General features: G+C 70.3%; 15 protein-coding genes and 1 pseudogene. 8 read left to right on the top strand and 8 right to left on the bottom strand.

What is annotated here, in order from left to right; genetic code table 11:
- Nucleotides 1-99 precede the first annotated feature (99 nt).
- Both RM590_RS31945 and RM590_RS31940 read left to right on the top strand, forming a co-directional pair.
- Nucleotides 100-438: a hypothetical protein gene (locus tag RM590_RS31945; protein WP_311708278.1), complete on the top strand. Its 339-nt coding sequence runs from the start codon at nucleotides 100-102 to the stop codon at nucleotides 436-438.
- Nucleotides 439-549: 111 nt separating this feature from the next.
- Nucleotides 550-1,536: an aldo/keto reductase gene (locus RM590_RS31940; protein ID WP_311708277.1), complete on the top strand. Its 987-nt coding sequence runs from the start codon at nucleotides 550-552 to the stop codon at nucleotides 1,534-1,536.
- Nucleotides 1,537-1,615: 79 nt separating this feature from the next.
- Here the strand turns inward: RM590_RS31940 and RM590_RS31935 are convergent, their stop codons facing one another.
- Nucleotides 1,616-1,993: a serine hydrolase domain-containing protein gene (locus tag RM590_RS31935; protein WP_311708276.1), complete on the bottom strand. Its 378-nt coding sequence runs from the start codon at nucleotides 1,991-1,993 to the stop codon at nucleotides 1,616-1,618.
- Between the two features lie 31 nt (nucleotides 1,994-2,024).
- Nucleotides 2,025-2,249, bottom strand: a pseudogene (locus tag RM590_RS31930) (serine hydrolase); the annotation flags it as partial.
- Nucleotides 2,250-2,918: 669 nt separating this feature from the next.
- Here RM590_RS31930 and RM590_RS31925 point away from each other — a divergent pair.
- Nucleotides 2,919-4,514, top strand: a complete 1,596-nt coding sequence (locus RM590_RS31925; protein WP_311708275.1) for a TROVE domain-containing protein — start codon at nucleotides 2,919-2,921, stop codon at nucleotides 4,512-4,514.
- A 66-nt stretch (nucleotides 4,515-4,580) separates the two neighbouring features.
- On the opposite strand, the gene RM590_RS31920 is transcribed toward RM590_RS31925, so the two are convergent.
- From RM590_RS31920 to RM590_RS31905, 4 genes are all read right to left on the bottom strand, one after another.
- Nucleotides 4,581-5,636 carry a LacI family DNA-binding transcriptional regulator gene (locus RM590_RS31920; RefSeq protein ID WP_311708274.1) on the bottom strand — a complete coding sequence of 352 codons (1,056 nt, stop codon included), beginning with the start codon at nucleotides 5,634-5,636 and terminating at the stop codon, nucleotides 4,581-4,583.
- A 139-nt stretch (nucleotides 5,637-5,775) separates the two neighbouring features.
- Nucleotides 5,776-7,086, bottom strand: coding sequence for a pectate lyase family protein (locus tag RM590_RS31915; protein ID WP_311708273.1), 1,311 nt, complete (start codon nucleotides 7,084-7,086; stop codon nucleotides 5,776-5,778).
- A 163-nt stretch (nucleotides 7,087-7,249) separates the two neighbouring features.
- Nucleotides 7,250-8,248 (bottom strand): pectate lyase family protein, encoded by a 999-nt coding sequence (locus RM590_RS31910; RefSeq protein WP_311708272.1) that lies wholly within the window; start codon nucleotides 8,246-8,248, stop codon nucleotides 7,250-7,252.
- Nucleotides 8,249-8,749: 501 nt separating this feature from the next.
- Complete coding sequence (locus RM590_RS31905) at nucleotides 8,750-9,214, bottom strand: GNAT family N-acetyltransferase (RefSeq protein WP_311708271.1); 465 nt, start codon at nucleotides 9,212-9,214, stop codon at nucleotides 8,750-8,752.
- Between the two features lie 278 nt (nucleotides 9,215-9,492).
- Here RM590_RS31905 and RM590_RS31900 point away from each other — a divergent pair, with 278 nt between their 5' ends.
- Together RM590_RS31900 and RM590_RS31895 are read left to right on the top strand one after the other, a co-directional pair.
- A complete protein-coding gene (locus RM590_RS31900; RefSeq protein WP_311708270.1) occupies nucleotides 9,493-9,900 on the top strand; it encodes a RidA family protein in 408 nt (135 codons plus the stop codon).
- A 5-nt stretch (nucleotides 9,901-9,905) separates the two neighbouring features.
- A complete protein-coding gene (locus RM590_RS31895; RefSeq protein ID WP_311708269.1) occupies nucleotides 9,906-10,430 on the top strand; it encodes an AAA family ATPase in 525 nt (174 codons plus the stop codon).
- A gap of 121 nt (nucleotides 10,431-10,551) precedes the next feature.
- On the opposite strand, the gene RM590_RS31890 is transcribed toward RM590_RS31895, so the two are convergent.
- Nucleotides 10,552-11,529 carry a S1 family peptidase gene (locus RM590_RS31890; RefSeq protein ID WP_311708268.1) on the bottom strand — a complete coding sequence of 326 codons (978 nt, stop codon included), beginning with the start codon at nucleotides 11,527-11,529 and terminating at the stop codon, nucleotides 10,552-10,554.
- A gap of 632 nt (nucleotides 11,530-12,161) precedes the next feature.
- Between RM590_RS31890 and RM590_RS31885 the strand changes: the two genes are divergently transcribed.
- The 3 genes from RM590_RS31885 to RM590_RS31875 are packed head-to-tail and all read left to right on the top strand — an operon-like array spanning nucleotide 12,162 to nucleotide 13,767.
- Complete coding sequence (locus RM590_RS31885) at nucleotides 12,162-12,362, top strand: hypothetical protein (protein WP_311708267.1); 201 nt, start codon at nucleotides 12,162-12,164, stop codon at nucleotides 12,360-12,362.
- On the top strand, nucleotides 12,359-12,949 hold the full coding sequence (locus RM590_RS31880; RefSeq protein ID WP_311708266.1) for a sigma-70 family RNA polymerase sigma factor: 591 nt from the start codon (nucleotides 12,359-12,361) through the stop codon (nucleotides 12,947-12,949). The genes RM590_RS31885 and RM590_RS31880 overlap by 4 nt, the downstream gene beginning before the upstream one ends.
- The gene (locus RM590_RS31875) at nucleotides 12,946-13,767 is read left to right on the top strand and encodes a hypothetical protein (protein WP_311708265.1); all 822 of its coding nucleotides are present in this window, start codon (nucleotides 12,946-12,948) and stop codon (nucleotides 13,765-13,767) included. Before RM590_RS31880 ends, RM590_RS31875 begins: the two co-directional genes overlap by 4 nt.
- Before the next feature lie 23 nt (nucleotides 13,768-13,790).
- Here the strand turns inward: RM590_RS31875 and RM590_RS31870 are convergent, their stop codons facing one another.
- Nucleotides 13,791-14,552 (bottom strand): DUF899 family protein, encoded by a 762-nt coding sequence (locus RM590_RS31870; protein ID WP_311708264.1) that lies wholly within the window; start codon nucleotides 14,550-14,552, stop codon nucleotides 13,791-13,793.
- Between the last annotated feature and the right edge of the window lie 33 nt (nucleotides 14,553-14,585).

The following is a 14,585-nucleotide window of genomic DNA, read 5'->3' as shown; positions in this document are numbered from 1 at the left end:
CCGGCCCGGGGCCGGTCACCACGCCTCGCGACCACCGGCGGTAGGCTTCCCGGATCGCGGGCGGCGGCGATTCGTTCCGCGCGGGGACAAGGGCGGTGCATGGTGGCACGCACTCCGGCGGAACAGGCTCTGGCGCGCTCCTTCACCAGTGGCGGCACGAGATTCGACATCTCGGACCTGGTGATCGACCACCACCCGAACCGCGATGTGACGTTGACATACCGGCTGGCCGTCGTGCGCCCGGGCCTCCGGGAGGAACGGTGGGAAGTCACGCTTCCCTGGCGCGACAAGTCCTTTGTCGACGTGTTGACTTCCCCCGCTCCCGAGCCCGACCGGCTGAGCATGCTGGTGACCCTGGTCACCGGCCTGGTCGAGGAGTGGTGGGACACGAAGGGGCACAACCGGCGATCGGCGAAGATGGGCCGCCGCCTCCCCTGAACGACCGCGGCCGGCCCCTGGCCACGGGGCCATCTGCCGTCCGGTTGACTTGGAGCGCGCTCCAACGCCTAGCGTCCTGGGCAGACGGTTCCGAGCCCAGGAGGCAGCAGAATGACCAACATCCCCACCCGGCATCTCGGCGAACTGGCGGTCTCCGCCCAGGGTTTGGGGTGCATGGGCATGAGTCACGGCTACGGCGCCGCGGACGACACGGAGTCGATCGCGACGCTGCGGCACGCCCTCGATCTCGGGGTGACCTTCCTGGACACCTCCGACTTCTACGGCGCCGGACACAACGAGGAGCTGATCGGGCGGGCCATCGCGGGGCACCGCGACGAGGTGGTGCTGGCCACGAAGTTCGGCTTCGCCAACCGGCTGGGTGAGCCGACCCGGATCCGCGGCGACGCCGCCCATGTGCGGCAGGCGTGCGAGGCGTCGCTGCGCCGGCTCGGGGTCGACCACATCGACCTCTACTACCAGCACCGGGTCGATCCCCAGGTGCCGATCGAGGAGACCGTCGGCGCGATGGCCGAGCTGGTGCGGGCCGGGAAGGTCCGCCACCTCGGGCTGTCGGAGGCCGGCGCGGGGACCATCCGGCGGGCGCACGCGGTGCACCCGATCGCCGCGTTGCAGAGCGAGTGGTCGCTGTGGACCCGCGACCTGGAGGCGGAGATCGCCCCGGTCTGCCGCGAACTCGGCATCGGCCTGGTCCCGTTCTCCCCGCTCGGGCGCGGCTTCCTGACCGGCCGCTACAGCTCGGTCGAAGGGCTGGCGGAGACCGACATACGGCGGAGCCAGCCGCGTTTCGCCGACGGCAACCTCGAACGGAACCTGGCGATCGTCGCGAAGCTGAACGAGCTGGCCGCGGCGAAGGGCGTCACCGCCGGCCAGCTCGCCCTGGCCTGGGTGCAGCACCGGGGCGACGACGTGGTGCCGATCCCCGGCACCCGGCGGCAGCGGTACCTGGAGGAGAACGTCGCGGCCCTGGCCGTCGAGCTGTCACACGAGGACCTCGCCGCGATCGAGGCCGCCGCCCCGCCCGGGCAGATCGCCGGCACGCGCTACGACGCGACCAGCCTCATTTATGTCAACGGCTGACCCCGCCACCGGACCTGCCGGCGGCGCCGGTCTGGCTCGGTGAGAACGGGTAGATGTCCAGCCTTGGCGGCGCCGGAGGTCATGCTGCCGGAGTGGCCGAAGACGCGGCGGTCGGACACGACCGCGTCGACGAAGCCGTAGCCGTAGTGGCGGAGTCGGCTGGGCCGGGGGCGGGGACCTCGGCCATCTTGCCGCTGGTGACCAGGGCGGCCATCGCCGGGGGCAGCGGGGTGCCGCCGGTCAGGGTCCGCGCGAACCGCAGCAGGTCGGTGGCCGTGGCGCACAGGCCGCCGTCGGGTCCCCCGACGAACGGGGTGTGGCGGAACGCGTCGGTGGTGGTGTGCTCCACCCGCTCCCCGGTCGGGGTGGTCTGGTAGGGGCGGGCGATCGTGTCGTCGGACAGGCGTTCCGTCTTGGTGAAGAAGCCGCCGCCGGTCATCCCGGCCGGTTCCGGCACGTGCCGGCGCACCTACGATCGCGTCCAGGACCTAGAAGTTGTGGTTGCTGTAGCCGAAGCGGGCGCTGGGGGTGCACTCCTGCCGGGCGGCTGGGGCCTGGGCCAGTCCGTCGGCCCAGGCCGCCTCGACACTGTCCGGCGCGGGCGGCGCGCCGGGCGGCAGGGACTCGGGGGCGCCGCCGAACCTCGAGGTGTGGGTGAGCAGTTGGTGCACGGTGACCTGCTCGGCGGCCTCCGGCCGGAAGCCGTCCAGCCGGGTGCCGAGCGGCTGCCGTGCGAGCGGGCCAGCACGGTGTGCCCGTCGCGGGCGACGAGGACGGTGCCGGAGAACTCGTCCCGGGCGTGCTGGGCCACTCGGCTGTCAGGAACCTGGTGGAATCTGGGTCTCCGCCAAGAGGCCCCGCGCTCAAATTCAAGTGCTCCGCCGGGAGTTCGCCGATACGCTGGCGTAGCCGCGAAGCGAAGTCCGGGGTTACTTCTTCCCTGATAAGGAAACCAGCACCCTCGGGCACCGGGAACTCGCAGCACCTTGAGGAAAGTCAACTTCATACGGGTGGGACGCGAAGCGCAGCGCGGAGTTACTTCGACTGTGGATCGAGTGGATGCGGGTTCGAATCCCGCCGCCGGCTCCGGTGCCGGCGTAGCTCAACTGGCAGAGCACTTACGTGCCTTCGCGCGTCAGGTACTCGCGTTCCTCCCGTGTGAAGTTGATTCGACTCGCCCGGTCGCGCAGCGGTCGGGCCGACCACCGCAGCGGCGTCACGAAGCGAGATGCGAGGATACTTCGGGTTCGACTCCTGTTGGGCCCACCTCATGGGCCCAATCGCCTGAATGGGCAGGCGTTTCCCCGCATAACAGGTACTCGTGACGCCCGCGGTTCGCTCGTCGGCCCGAGAAGCATTCGTTTTTTCACGAGGGCAGATTCATGGGCAAGTTCACCTCCGGGACCACCGCGCCGACTTCTCCCGTGACAACGGCCGGGCTCACCACGACATTTGAGGGCGGCGCCGCGTTCACCCGCGATGCCAAGAGCGACCTCTTCCTTTTCGCCGCCGTCAACATGGTGGGCGAGGACACGTTCTACGAGGGCGCGAGCGGCCGCGACGCGCGATTCCGCGCGCTCGTGCACGCCGTGACGAAGGAAGACCCCGACTGGGTCGCGCGGTTCGTGCCGTACCTGCGCGGCGAGATGAACATGCGGTCGGCCGCGATCGTCATGGCCGCCGAGTCCGCGCTCGCCCGCCGGGGCGGCACCGACCGGCCCGCGGCCATTCCCGTGCGCGCCATGGTCGCCGGCGCCCTGCGGCGCGCCGACGAGCCCGCGGAGTTCATCGCCTACTGGAAGCACCGCACCGGAAAGACCACGCTGCCCGGCGGCGTTCAGCGAGGGGTTGGCGACGCGGTGGCCCGGCTGTACACCGAGCGGGCCGCGCTGAAGTACGACGGCGTGAACGCGGCGTGGCGCATGGCGGACGTGGTGGCCCTGGCCAAGCCGACCCCGGCGGGGCCGTGGCAGGCGGACCTGTTCGACTTCCTCGCCGACCGGCGGTGGAAGCGGGACACCGTTCGCGTCAGTGAGCGGCTGCCGGTGCTGACCGCCTACCAGGCGGCCAAGGCGATGCCGCCGGATCGGCGGCGCGCGTGGTTCCTGGCCGACCCGGCGCGGCTGGGCGCGGCGGGCATGACGTGGGAGGAGTTCTCCAGCCTCGGCGGGATGGACGCGGCGGCGTGGGCGGCGATGGTGCCGCACATGGGCCTGATGGCGCTGACCAGGAACCTGCGGAACTTCGACGAGGCGGGCGTGCCCGACTCCGTCGCGGCGCGGATCCGCGAGCGCCTGGCCGACCCCGCGGAGGTGCGCCGCTCGCGGCAGTTCCCGTACCGGTTCCTGTCGGCGTACCGGACCGCGCCGTCGCTGCGCTGGGGCCAGGCCCTGGAGCAGGCCCTGGCGGCGTCCACGGCGAACATCCCGGCGCTGCCGGGGCGCACGCTTGTCCTGGTGGACACCTCGGCGTCGATGACCAGCGCGGTGTCGGCGAAGAGCCGGGTGCGGCACGTGGACATCGGCGCGCTGTTCGGCGTGGCGCTGGCCGCGCGGGGCTGCGCGGTCGACCTGGTCGGCTACGCCGACGGCACCTTCCGGCACAAGCCGACCCGGGGCGGGAGCGTGCTGCGGCAGGCGGAGGCGTTCTGCGACCGGATCGGCGAGGTCGGGCACGGCACGCAGACCGTCGCGGCGCTCAAGTCGGCCTACCGGGGGCACGACCGAGTGGTGATCGTCTCCGACATGCAGGCGTTCCACTTCCCCGGCTACGGGACGTACGGGCGCGGGATGTCGGTGTCGGAGGCCGTACCGGCCACGGTGCCGATGTTCGGGGTGAACACCACCGGCTACGCGGCAGCGGCCATCGACACCGCCCAGCCGCACCGCTACGAGATCGCCGGGTTCAGCGACAAGCTGTTCACGATGGTCGACCTGCTCAGCCGGGGCCGGAACGCCCCCTGGCCCTGGGAGAGTTGAGGCACCACTCCCCTTCCCGTGACCGGGGATGGACCTCCTCGCGGCGACCGGCGCCCGGACGACGTCTCAGGAACCGCGCTCGCCGCGCGGAGGCGCGGTGCTGTCGCGGACGACGAGTTCGGTGGCGAGTTCCACCCGGCTCTGGGCCAGCGGCTGCCCCTGGGCCAGCTTGACCACCATGGTGGCGGCGGTGGCGGCCATCTCGGTGAGCGGCTGGTGAACCGTGGTCAGGGGCGGGACGGTCCACCGCGCCGGGCGCAGGTCGTCGAAGCCGACGACGCTCAGGTCGTCGGGTATTCGCAGTCCGGCCTCCGCCGCGGCCCGGTACACGCCGAGCGCCAGCGCGTCGTTGCAGGCGAACACGGCGGTGGGCGGGTCGGGCAGGCGCAGCAGCTCCCGCGCGTGCCTGAGGCCCTCCTCGGACCGGTAGTCACCGAGGCGGACGAGCACCGGGTCCACGGGCACGCCCGCGGTGTCCATCGCCGTCCGGTAGCCGTCCACCCGGGCGCGGCTGGCGAGGGCGTGTTCGGGGCCGGTGATGACGGCGATGCGCCGGTGCCCGAGTTGGAGAAGGTGCCGGGTGGCCGAGAGCCCGCCGCTCCAGTTGCTCGCGCCGACCGACGGGGAGGCGTGGGCCGGCTCCCCGTTGGGGTCGACGAGGACGAACGGGATGCCGCGGCTGCGCAGTTGACCGCTCTGGGTGTCGGTGAGGACGGAATACACCTCGATGATGCCGGTCGGGCGCCGGTAGAGGACGTCCTCGACCCAGCCGTGTCCGGGCGTGGGGCGGCCCTGCAACTCGGACAGCACCACGGCCAGCCGCTGTTCCCGCGCCACCCGCTGGACGCCCTTGATGATCTCGATGTGGTACGAGTCCCGGATCTGCCGGAAGACGAGCTCCAGCACGGCGGCCGGGCGGGCGGCCCGCTTCTGCCGCCGGTGCCCGTGCCTGCGGATGATGTCCTCGATGAGGGCGCGGGTCTCGGGGGCCACGTCCTCTCGGCCGTTGACCACCTTGGAGACCGTCGCGAGCGAGACGCCGGCGTGGGCGGCGATCTGCGCACTGGTCAACGGCCCGGCCGGCACGTCATCGGCGGGGAGGCTCCGGTCAGTTGAGGGCATGCCGAAAAGTCTAGTGTCCCCCGAAAATTTCGACGCAGCGAGGCCGCGGCAGCGAAAACCCTGCTTGGACAGAGGGCCCTGTCCTCCGATCCCGCCCTGTCGAATCCACCGGGAATGAACAGCGAAAATTTCGACCCCGTCAACGGGTGCCCGGGAGCCGGCCCGCTCCCGCGTGGGCGTCCACGAGGCGGGGAACGGCCCGCGGGTGGTCGACGCTGGGCCGCAATTCGGGTGTCCATCCGGCGTCATCGCCGAGCGGCGCGTCGGGGTTGGCCGCGTTGTAGGCGGCGAGCAGGTCCACGGGCCGACCGTTCACGATGTTGCCGTTCTCGGTCATCGACGTGCCGGGGGTCCAGCGGTGGATGACCGACGCCGGGTCGATGTCGCGCGGCAGCGTGATTGCGTTGTGCTCGGCGACCAGCGCGGATGCCGCGCCGATGCCCCATCTGTAGCCGAAGTGGTAGGAGGCGCCCGGCTCCTGGCGGTAGTGGTTGTTGTAGACGTCCACCTGGCCGAAGCGGACCCTCGGCACGCGCTCCCCCACGTTCTGGAAGAGGTTGTGGTGGAACGTCGTCCGCAGATGGCCGAGGTCCGTGCCCGCCGCTCCGTCGCTGTTGCCGATGAGGATGCTCTTGGCGTGGTCGGTGAAGACGTTCCAGGTCACGGTCGTCAGGTCCGCGCCCCGCACGATGTCGAGCAGGCCGTCGTGCTGCTGGTACAGGGCGCCGAAGTAGGACGGCTGCTCGCTGTCCGGGCGGCGGCCGTCGGTGAACGTGTTGTGGTCCACCCACACGTTGACCGAGCCGTCGATCACGACGTTGTCGTACTCGGAGTTCCACTCGCCCTCGTTCCTGCCGTCCCACTGCGGGAAGCAGTCGTAGGCGTCCTCGAAGGTGATGTTGCGGATGATGACGTTGTCCGCGCCCGTCACGTCCAGGCTGCCGCCCAGCAGCCGGGCGTCGTTCCCCACGCCGATGACGGTGGTGTTGGAGCCCACCGGCAGCACGACCCGTTCCGCCTGGTTGGCGGCCGAGGCGAGGCGGGCTTCCTCCAGGGGCCCGGACGGCATCACCTTGCCCCAGGTGGCAGGGTCGTACGCCGCCAGGTAGCCCTCCGGGGTGTACCCGTCGGTGGCGTAGTCCTGGCAGGTCAGGGGGTTGCCCTCGTCGTCGGTGTTGGCGTCGATGGTGCCCTCGATCCTGATGATCCTGGGCACGTCGCCGCCCGCTTCGAGCGCGGCGGCCAGCTCGGCGCGGGTGCTGACGGTGTAGACGTGGTCGGCGTCGGCCGCCGATCCGCCGGTGACCCCGGCGCCCGCCGAGCCCCAGCCGTCGCCGGCGGGCAGGACGGCGCGGGCCCGGTCGGCTCCGTGCCCGGCGGCCCCGGCGGCCCCCGGCAGCAGCGCGACGGCCAGGGCCGCGCACCCGGCCAGGGCCGCCGGGCGGCGCATGGGGCGACTCCGCGTGCGTTGGCGCATTCTGGGTCCTTCGTGGTGACGGTGGGCGGGTGGTGGGGTCAACGTCCGGGCGCACCGGCGGAGTTGAGCGGGTCGCCGCCGGTGCGCCCGGCGCGGGTTGCTGTCCCGGATCGGGGCCGGGGCCGGGGAACGGGGGTCAGCTGATGTCGGCCTGCGGCCCGGCGCCCGCCTCCAGCAGGGCGGGGACCTCGCTCGCGGGGTCGAGGGTGTAGTCGTAGAACGAGCCCGGGTCGAAGCCGTCGCCGCCCGTCTGCCGGTCGCCCTCGCTGTCCACCACGATGCTGCCGGACTCGACGAGTTGGGCGTCGTCGGTGATGTAGTACGGGTCGGTGACGCCCTCGAAGTAGCTGTTCTCGATGACGGTGTTCGACGAGCCCCGCGACCAGTTGCCGCTGCCGGTGTTCTGCAGGTAGTTGTTGTACAGGTGGGCGTTGGCCACGTTGTCGATGCTCGGGTTGCGCGCGTTGGTGTCCGTGAACCAGTTGTGGTGGATGGTGATGCGGGCGGTGACGTTGTCGGTCCAGCCGATGCCGAAGGTCTTGTTGTTCTCGTTGATGATGTTCCAGGACACGGTGAGGTTGGTGGTGTCCTCGCGGCTGTCGATCAGGCCGTCGTTCATCCGCTCCAGCCGGTTGTGGTCGATCCAGACGTGGTCCGCGCCGTCCATCTGGATGGCGTCGTAGTCGTAGTCGTCGTCGCCCGGGTCGTCGTCCGGCATGCGGGTGTCGCGGATGGTCAGATTGCGGACGATGACGTTCGAGACCTCGTTCAGGAAGAACCCGCCGCCGACGATCTCTCCCCCGGTGCCGACGCCGACGATGGTCTTGTTCGAGGCGACGCGCACTTCGTAGCCCATCTGCTCGTACTCGATCGTCCCGTCGACCCGGATGATGTAGGGCTCCTCGGCGGTGGCGTACTGGTTCAGCTCCTCGAAGGTGTCGACGGTGACGGTCTCGCCGCCGGCGCCGCCGGTGGTGCCTCCGTCGGTGGACGCGAACCCCTCGGGGGTGTTCGACCAGGCCGCCGGTGCGGCGGCGCCGCTGGCGGCCGCCTGAACGCCCAGCAGCGAGCCGCCCACGGCGACCGCCGACGCGGCGATCCACCACCGGCGCCGCGTCACGAATGTCTTGGTCATGGTGTGTGTCTCCAGACGTTGTGGGGGTTTCACCCGGCTCGCGAGGGGGGTTTGGCCTTTGTGGGAGCGCTTCCATTTCCTGCCGGGGAGGTGCTGAAGCGCCCGGAGGGACGCGTGGGGCTGTCCGTCCCGCCCCTCAGATGCCGGGTGCGTTCGCTCGCGTCACGCGCGGGGTGGCCGCCGGGGGCGGCCGAGCGCATGGGTCCGGTCGAACGGGGGGCGCGGCTCCATCTGCGCGACGGGCCCGACCCGGCATGCGTCACGGTGTGAGAGGTTCCTGATCACTGGCACGTCCCCGCCTTCGAAAATTTCGCAAGGTAGACCGGTAGTGAGCGGTTCGGAAACCGTAGAAGTAACCGAGAGGGTCGTCAAGTGCTCGGCGCGACGGGAACCCGGGCTTCGAAACTTTCGAAGTGTCCCGCGTCTTCCGGGACTTCGCTTTCCGATTGGTGGAACTCAGGTATGGGGGTCGCTGGTTGCCATCTACTTGGCCGTCTCAGTTCATCGAGCTTCGAGCAGCTCGGCCGACGGGTGGAATCCCGCGCGGCGGTAGAGGGGGGCGCTGCGCTCGGACGGCCAGACGATCAGGACGTCCATGCCTCGGCTCCGCGCGTGCAGCCTCAGCGCATCGAGCAGGGCGGTGCCGAACCCGCGGTTGCGCTGGGAGGGGACGACGTAGAAGTTCGTGACGTAGCCGACGGGGATGTTGTCCTCGTAGGGCTCCGGGATTCTCTCGACCAGGTGGAGGAAGACGTGGCCGCACAGTTCCTCTCCGATTTCCAGGACCCAGGCCAGCCAACGCCCGCCGCCCAGCCGTTCGCGGATCCACTGCTCCGCCTGGTCCATCGACCGGGCCGGCGCGGGAGGTTCTCCCTCGTGGTCCTCTTGTTTGAAGGCCCAGCGCAGTCGGGCGAGAGCGGGGGCGTCAGCTACGCGGGCCTGGCGCACGCGGGTGTCCGTGGTCATGGGCGGAAGTCTCGCGCACCTCGACTGGGACCGGCACGGCGCCGAGAGCGAGCCGCCACCGCCCGGGCATCGCGTACCGGGCCCCGAGCAGGGCTCGTTCCGGGTGAGGGGAGTTCGCCGGTCGCCGCCGTCAGCCGTGCGGTCCGGTCGGCCAACCCCTGAAGTGCTCGGTCACCTTGAGGTTCCCCAGTCACGAAAAAGTGCGTTCTTCCACGTCAGCGTTCGCTCTCCTACAGTTCCCGAGTAACCAGTAGAGAGCTGACAAGGAGACGAACGGCATGGCCATCACCCTGGTGAACCCGAGCGGATTGCCGGAAATCGACGCGTACCGGCAGGTGTCGATCGCGACCGGATCGAAACAGGTCTTCATCGCCGGGCAGGTGGCCTGGGACGCCGACGGGGTCACGGTCGGCGAGGGAGACCTCGCCGCCCAGGTCGAGCAGTGCTACCTCAACATCGGCACGGCCCTGGCGGGGGTCGGCGGCTCCTTCGATGACGTGGCGAAACTGACCGTGTACGTCGTCGACTGGACCCCCGACAAGATGCCCCTGTTCCTGGAGGGCGTCGCACGGGCGGCCGCGAAGCTGGGGGTCACCCCGGTGCCGCCGGGCACATTGCTGGGAGTCGCGGCGCTGGACGTACCGGACCATCTGGTGGAGGTGGAGGCCGTCGCGGTCCTCGACTGAACCCCGTGACCCGCCGCATCGTGCTCGTCACCGGGGCCCCAGGAGCCGGCAAGAGCACCCTGGCCGGGCCGCTTTCCGTGATGCTCGGTTTCCCGCTGCTGTCCAAGGACCTCATCAAGGAGAGCCTGCACGATTCCCTTGCTGCCCCCATCGGCGACCTGGCGTCCTCGCGTCGGCTGGGTGCCGCCGCCATGGACTTGATCTGGGCACTGGCCGCCCGCTGCCCAACAGCGGTGCTGGAAGCGAATTCCCTGCCCGGGCACCCCGACACACGTCCCCGGCTGGATTCCCTGGCGGCCGATGTCGTCGAGGTCAACTGCTGGTGTCCGCCCGCAGAGGCGGCCCGGCGCTACGCGGCCCGGGCGGCCGGCGGCCACCACCACCCGGTTCACGTGGTCCACGAACTCTCGCCCGACGTCCTGGCCCAGTACGACCGGCCCCTGGGGTACGGGCCCGTCATCACGGTGGACACGACGCGTCCCGCCGATCTGCCGGCCATCGCGTCACAGGTCCGCGAGGCGTTTCGGTAGAAGCGGTTTGAAGAGCGGAGTCCGGCCCGCACCAGTGCCGGGCTTCGCGCTCGATGGCGACTGCCAGGCGCGGCCTGCCCCGGCGGGCCGCCGTCCGGTGCGCGGACGGCGGCCCCGGTGGTCAGTAGACCTCCATGCCGTACCAGGCCAGCGCCTCGTTGACCGGCTGGCCGAGGCTGTCGCATCCGTCGTTCCACGTGAGCTTGCCGGAGTTGATTCCGAGCGCCGCGTCGCCGTGGAAGACGGGACCGCCGCTGTCACCGCCCTCGATACAGTTCGTCCATCTGAAGAGCCCGGTGACGTTCCCATCGCCGTAGTTGGCGGTGACGTTCTTCTGCAGCACGTAGCCGCAGATGTGGCCCGTCTTCCAGCCACTGGAGCAGAGATACTCATCGGCGAACGGGTCGCGCGAGTGCGTGATGTTCTGGTAGGTCCCGTCGTGCAGGTAGACGTTGCCCGGCTTGGTGACGTCGGCGTTGTAGTGCCGCACCAGGCCGAAGTCGGCCCCGGGGTAGAACGAGCCCACCTCATAGCCGATGTAGAGGCCGTTGCCATTGCGCCAGTCGGCGGCGCCATACGTCTTGTCGGTGCAGTGTCCGGCGGTGAGGAAGAACAGTGAGTTGGGGTTGCTCTTGTCCCGGACGTTGAAGCCCAGCGAGCAGGGCACAAGGCTCCCGCCCTCGATGTAGGCGCCGCCGCTGATGGTCTCCTGGAGTTCACCGTCGACCCGGGAAACGTGCACGGCCGACCCGAACGGCTCGGCGACGCGCAGCAGTTCCGCGTAGTCGGCGTCCGAAACGGTGCTGTCCGCCTGGACGTTGATCCGGTTCGCCTCGGTGTCGGTGCCCCAGGTGGTGCCGGGAACGCTGACCGACTCGTTGAACGCGTCGGTGACGGCATCCAGTTCGGCCGCGCCGTAGGTCACCTGCTCGGCGATGCCACCCGCCTCACGCACGGCGCTCGCGGCGGTTTCATCGGTGACCGTGACCACCAGCCGGTCACGGTCCTGGTCCAGATAGACGCCGCCGGTACGCGACGCGCCGAGCTCCTCGGCCAGGTCGGTCGCGTCCCGGCCGCTGATTCCCCCGGCAACGGGCACATCGTGAGGGGCAGTTGCCTGGGCGGGCTCTGCCTGCGCCCCGGACGGGCTGAGCAGAACGCCGGAGAGCAGGAGCGTTGCGGCTATCGGTATCAGTGCGGCACGCCGCGACCATGAAGATCTCAAGATCTGAATCTTTCTCGGTGCAGGAAGAACGATGCGCCGCACACACGGCCGTGCGGCGCCCGAAGTTAAACGCGCGCACCTCTCACCCAACTACCGCCGCAAGTTGACGATCAGATGACCAGTCGACTTCGCTACCGGCCGGCGCTTCACGCGCCGAGTGGCGCGTTCCCGTGGGGCCCCGGCGTGTGATCTGCGCCACTTTCGGCCGAGCGTCGGGGATATGCCGCCCGTGAAACGCGGGGACGGGCCGGCCGTCTCCGGCCCACCCGAGGCCGTTTCCACTGGTGAGGAACGCGGGATGCGGCCCGGCGGCGTCAACTCCCCATGTACGCCTGGCATATGCGCGGGCCCGGGATCGCGCGTTCCGAAAAAAGCCCACGAGCGCTTCAACGATGAGCTACCTCACACGGTTAGCTGATGGCTGAGAGCGACGACGCTTTCCAGTGCGGACCTGGGGTGGGGGTACCGAGGACCGGCTGTTCCTACGTACCGAAGGACCCAATCCGTTGAGCCACGATGTCGCGATCAGCGTCGTAACGCTGCTCCTGGTGCTGCGGGTGTTCGGCCCCGACCTGCTGTCCCTTCTCCGGCGGGTGCTGGGGGCGGGCGTACGGGTCGGCGCCGCCGCGCTGGCCGAACAGCACCACCGCTCCATGACCACCGCGCGCGGGACCGTGTCGCTGCGAGAAGGCGAGGAGCAGGCGTGAGCGATGTTCCCGATATGCCTCCCGGAGCCGATCGCGCTGTCCGGGAGCTGACCCGCCGCCTGCCGACCGCCTTCTGGGCGTTCCACGAGCAGTACTACCGGACCTACAAGGGATACGCCGAGCTGATGCTCGGCGACCCCCACGCCGCCAGCCGTCTGGTCCACCGCGTGATGATGGACCTGGCCGTCAACTGGAACCGCCTGATGCAGGAGGAGTCGCCCGGCGCGACCGCCTGGGCGATCCTGAAGATCAGCGTCGCCCAGGAACTCGACGCCCGCGACAGCGAGCCGGCCTTGACCGAGATCGCCGCCTTCCGCCGCGCCCTGCTGGATCCCTACCGGGAGAAGTTCGCCGCCCTGGAGAGCGGACTGGGCCTGTACGCCGCGATAGCCCGGCTTCCCGAGCGTCAGTACGACGTGATCGTGCTGCAGTACGTGTTGCAGCTTCCTCCCCACCGCGTCGCCAGCATCATGGGGGTCCGCCTGACCACAGTGCGTTCCCACCGCCGGATGGCCCGGGCCAAGCTCGCCCGCGACCTGGGCCTTGTCATCAACCCGGATCACGACGACGAGGATGAGTCACTATGAGCAGCCGCCCCAGCATCGACGACTATCTCCTCCACGCGGCCGTCCCCGCCCCCACACCCGACCCGCGATACGAGAACGAGGCGGCCGAACTCGCCGCGTCGCGCCGCCGGATCGAGGAAGAGATCGCCGACACCCTGTGGCAGGAAGCCCTCCACCGCGACTCCTACGCCCAGCAGTTCCTCACCGCCCGCCCCATCGCCAAGCCCGACGCGCCGTTCCCCAGACCGCCGGTGGCCCTCCAGGAACAGTCCGCACGCGACCTCGCCGAACTGTCCCGGATGGTCATCGCCACCTCCAACGCTGCGGCCGACATCGCCGGCCTGGTGAACTCCCAGTGCATCGAACCCGACGGCGCCCTGATCTTCGCCTGCCTGCTCCACCTCTCCGACCGCCACGACGGCGCCCAGTTCTGGTGGCAGTTCAGCGCCGGCGCCGGCAAGTCCACCGCCGCGCTGTGCCTGTACCTCCTCCACCTCCAGCGCGGCGAGATGCGCGACGCCGACCACTGGGCCAACGAAGCCACCACCCTCGAAGTCCTCGACCACCTCAGCGGACAGCACATGACCCGACCGGCACGCGTCTTCTACGCCTGGGAGGAACCCACCCTGTACGGCCGCGGATTCGCCACGGTCGAGTCCATGCTGCTGCGTACCGTCACGTCCCTGGGCGACGGCCCGGCGCCGAAGCACACCCGCCCCTGGCGCGACCTCACCGCGGCCGTCAAGCGCCTCAGCGTCGACCACGACCCGTGCTTCGGCGACATCCCCCGCCCCAGCCCGGACCTCGCGGCGCAACTGGAGGAAGCCATCGCGTCCTGAACGGTGGTGAGGTCCGTCCCGGCTCAGGAGCAGCAGCCCGAGCCGCCGCCCGTGCCGGACCGCTCGCCGTGGAGGTCGTCGTCGTGCCCGGCGGCGATCCGCGCCCACTGCGCGGTCGGCCGTCCGTCCTTGCGGAACTGCTGCCCGCGGGTCTCGTAGGGCTGCGGCCAGCCCGTGGGGGAGTCCTCCCACGTCTCCTGCCGTCCGTAGACGGTCATGTCGAGGATGCCGTAGGAGGGCTCCATGGGCTCGACGCCGCGAGAGGTGGTCCAGTAGGTCTCGAAGACGCGGTCCCCGTCGGTGAGATAGCACACCTTCATGCCGAAGTGGCGGCCGGCGACGAGCCGTTCGCGGGACGTGGCCGGCACGGAGTACCAGGGCGTGTCCCAGCCCATGAAGCGGCGATAGCGTTCGGACTCCTCGAAGGGGCCCTGGCAGAAGACGGCGAAGGTGACGTCGCGCTGGTGCAGATAGGACAGTTCGCGGACCTGACCGGAGAAGAAGGTGCACCCCTCGCACTGGTCGGCGGCGGCGCGCCCGTCGTGCCACATGTGAAACGACGCGAACAACTGGGCGCGGCCCTCGAAGGCGTCGATCAGGGGGACTTCCCCGCCGCCCCCGACGAGCGGCGTCGACGCGTCCACCTCGGTCATGGGCAGCCGTCGCCGTGCGGCGGCGATCACGTCGCCCTCCCGGGTGTGCGCCTTTTCCCGGGCGCGCAGGGAGTCGATGGCGGCCAGCCACTCCGAGCGGGAGACGACCGGCGGCTTGTTCATAGCTGTCATGCCGGTACTGACCCGGCAGCCGGCCGGAACTCA

The sequence above is a fragment of the Streptomyces litchfieldiae genome (assembly GCF_031845365.1).
In the GTDB taxonomy this organism is placed as follows: domain Bacteria; phylum Actinomycetota; class Actinomycetes; order Streptomycetales; family Streptomycetaceae; genus Streptomyces; species Streptomyces litchfieldiae.
This window is presented reverse-complemented; position numbering and strand designations above follow the sequence as displayed.

Bases quoted from the DNA above. Each gene is read 5' to 3' on its own strand.
- RM590_RS31945 (WP_311708278.1), top strand. From the start codon at position 100: ATGGTGGCACGCACTCCGGCGGAACAGGCTCTGGCGCGCTCCTTCACC.
- RM590_RS31940 (WP_311708277.1), top strand. From the start codon at position 550: ATGACCAACATCCCCACCCGGCATCTCGGCGAACTGGCGGTCTCCGCC.
- RM590_RS31925 (WP_311708275.1), top strand. From the start codon at position 2,919: ATGGGCAAGTTCACCTCCGGGACCACCGCGCCGACTTCTCCCGTGACA.
- RM590_RS31920 (WP_311708274.1), bottom strand. From the start codon at position 5,636: ATGCCCTCAACTGACCGGAGCCTCCCCGCCGATGACGTGCCGGCCGGG.
- RM590_RS31915 (WP_311708273.1), bottom strand. From the start codon at position 7,086: ATGCGCCGCCCGGCGGCCCTGGCCGGGTGCGCGGCCCTGGCCGTCGCG.
- RM590_RS31910 (WP_311708272.1), bottom strand. From the start codon at position 8,248: ATGACCAAGACATTCGTGACGCGGCGCCGGTGGTGGATCGCCGCGTCG.
- RM590_RS31905 (WP_311708271.1), bottom strand. From the start codon at position 9,214: ATGACCACGGACACCCGCGTGCGCCAGGCCCGCGTAGCTGACGCCCCC.
- RM590_RS31900 (WP_311708270.1), top strand. From the start codon at position 9,493: ATGGCCATCACCCTGGTGAACCCGAGCGGATTGCCGGAAATCGACGCG.
- RM590_RS31875 (WP_311708265.1), top strand. From the start codon at position 12,946: ATGAGCAGCCGCCCCAGCATCGACGACTATCTCCTCCACGCGGCCGTC.
- RM590_RS31870 (WP_311708264.1), bottom strand. From the start codon at position 14,552: ATGACAGCTATGAACAAGCCGCCGGTCGTCTCCCGCTCGGAGTGGCTG.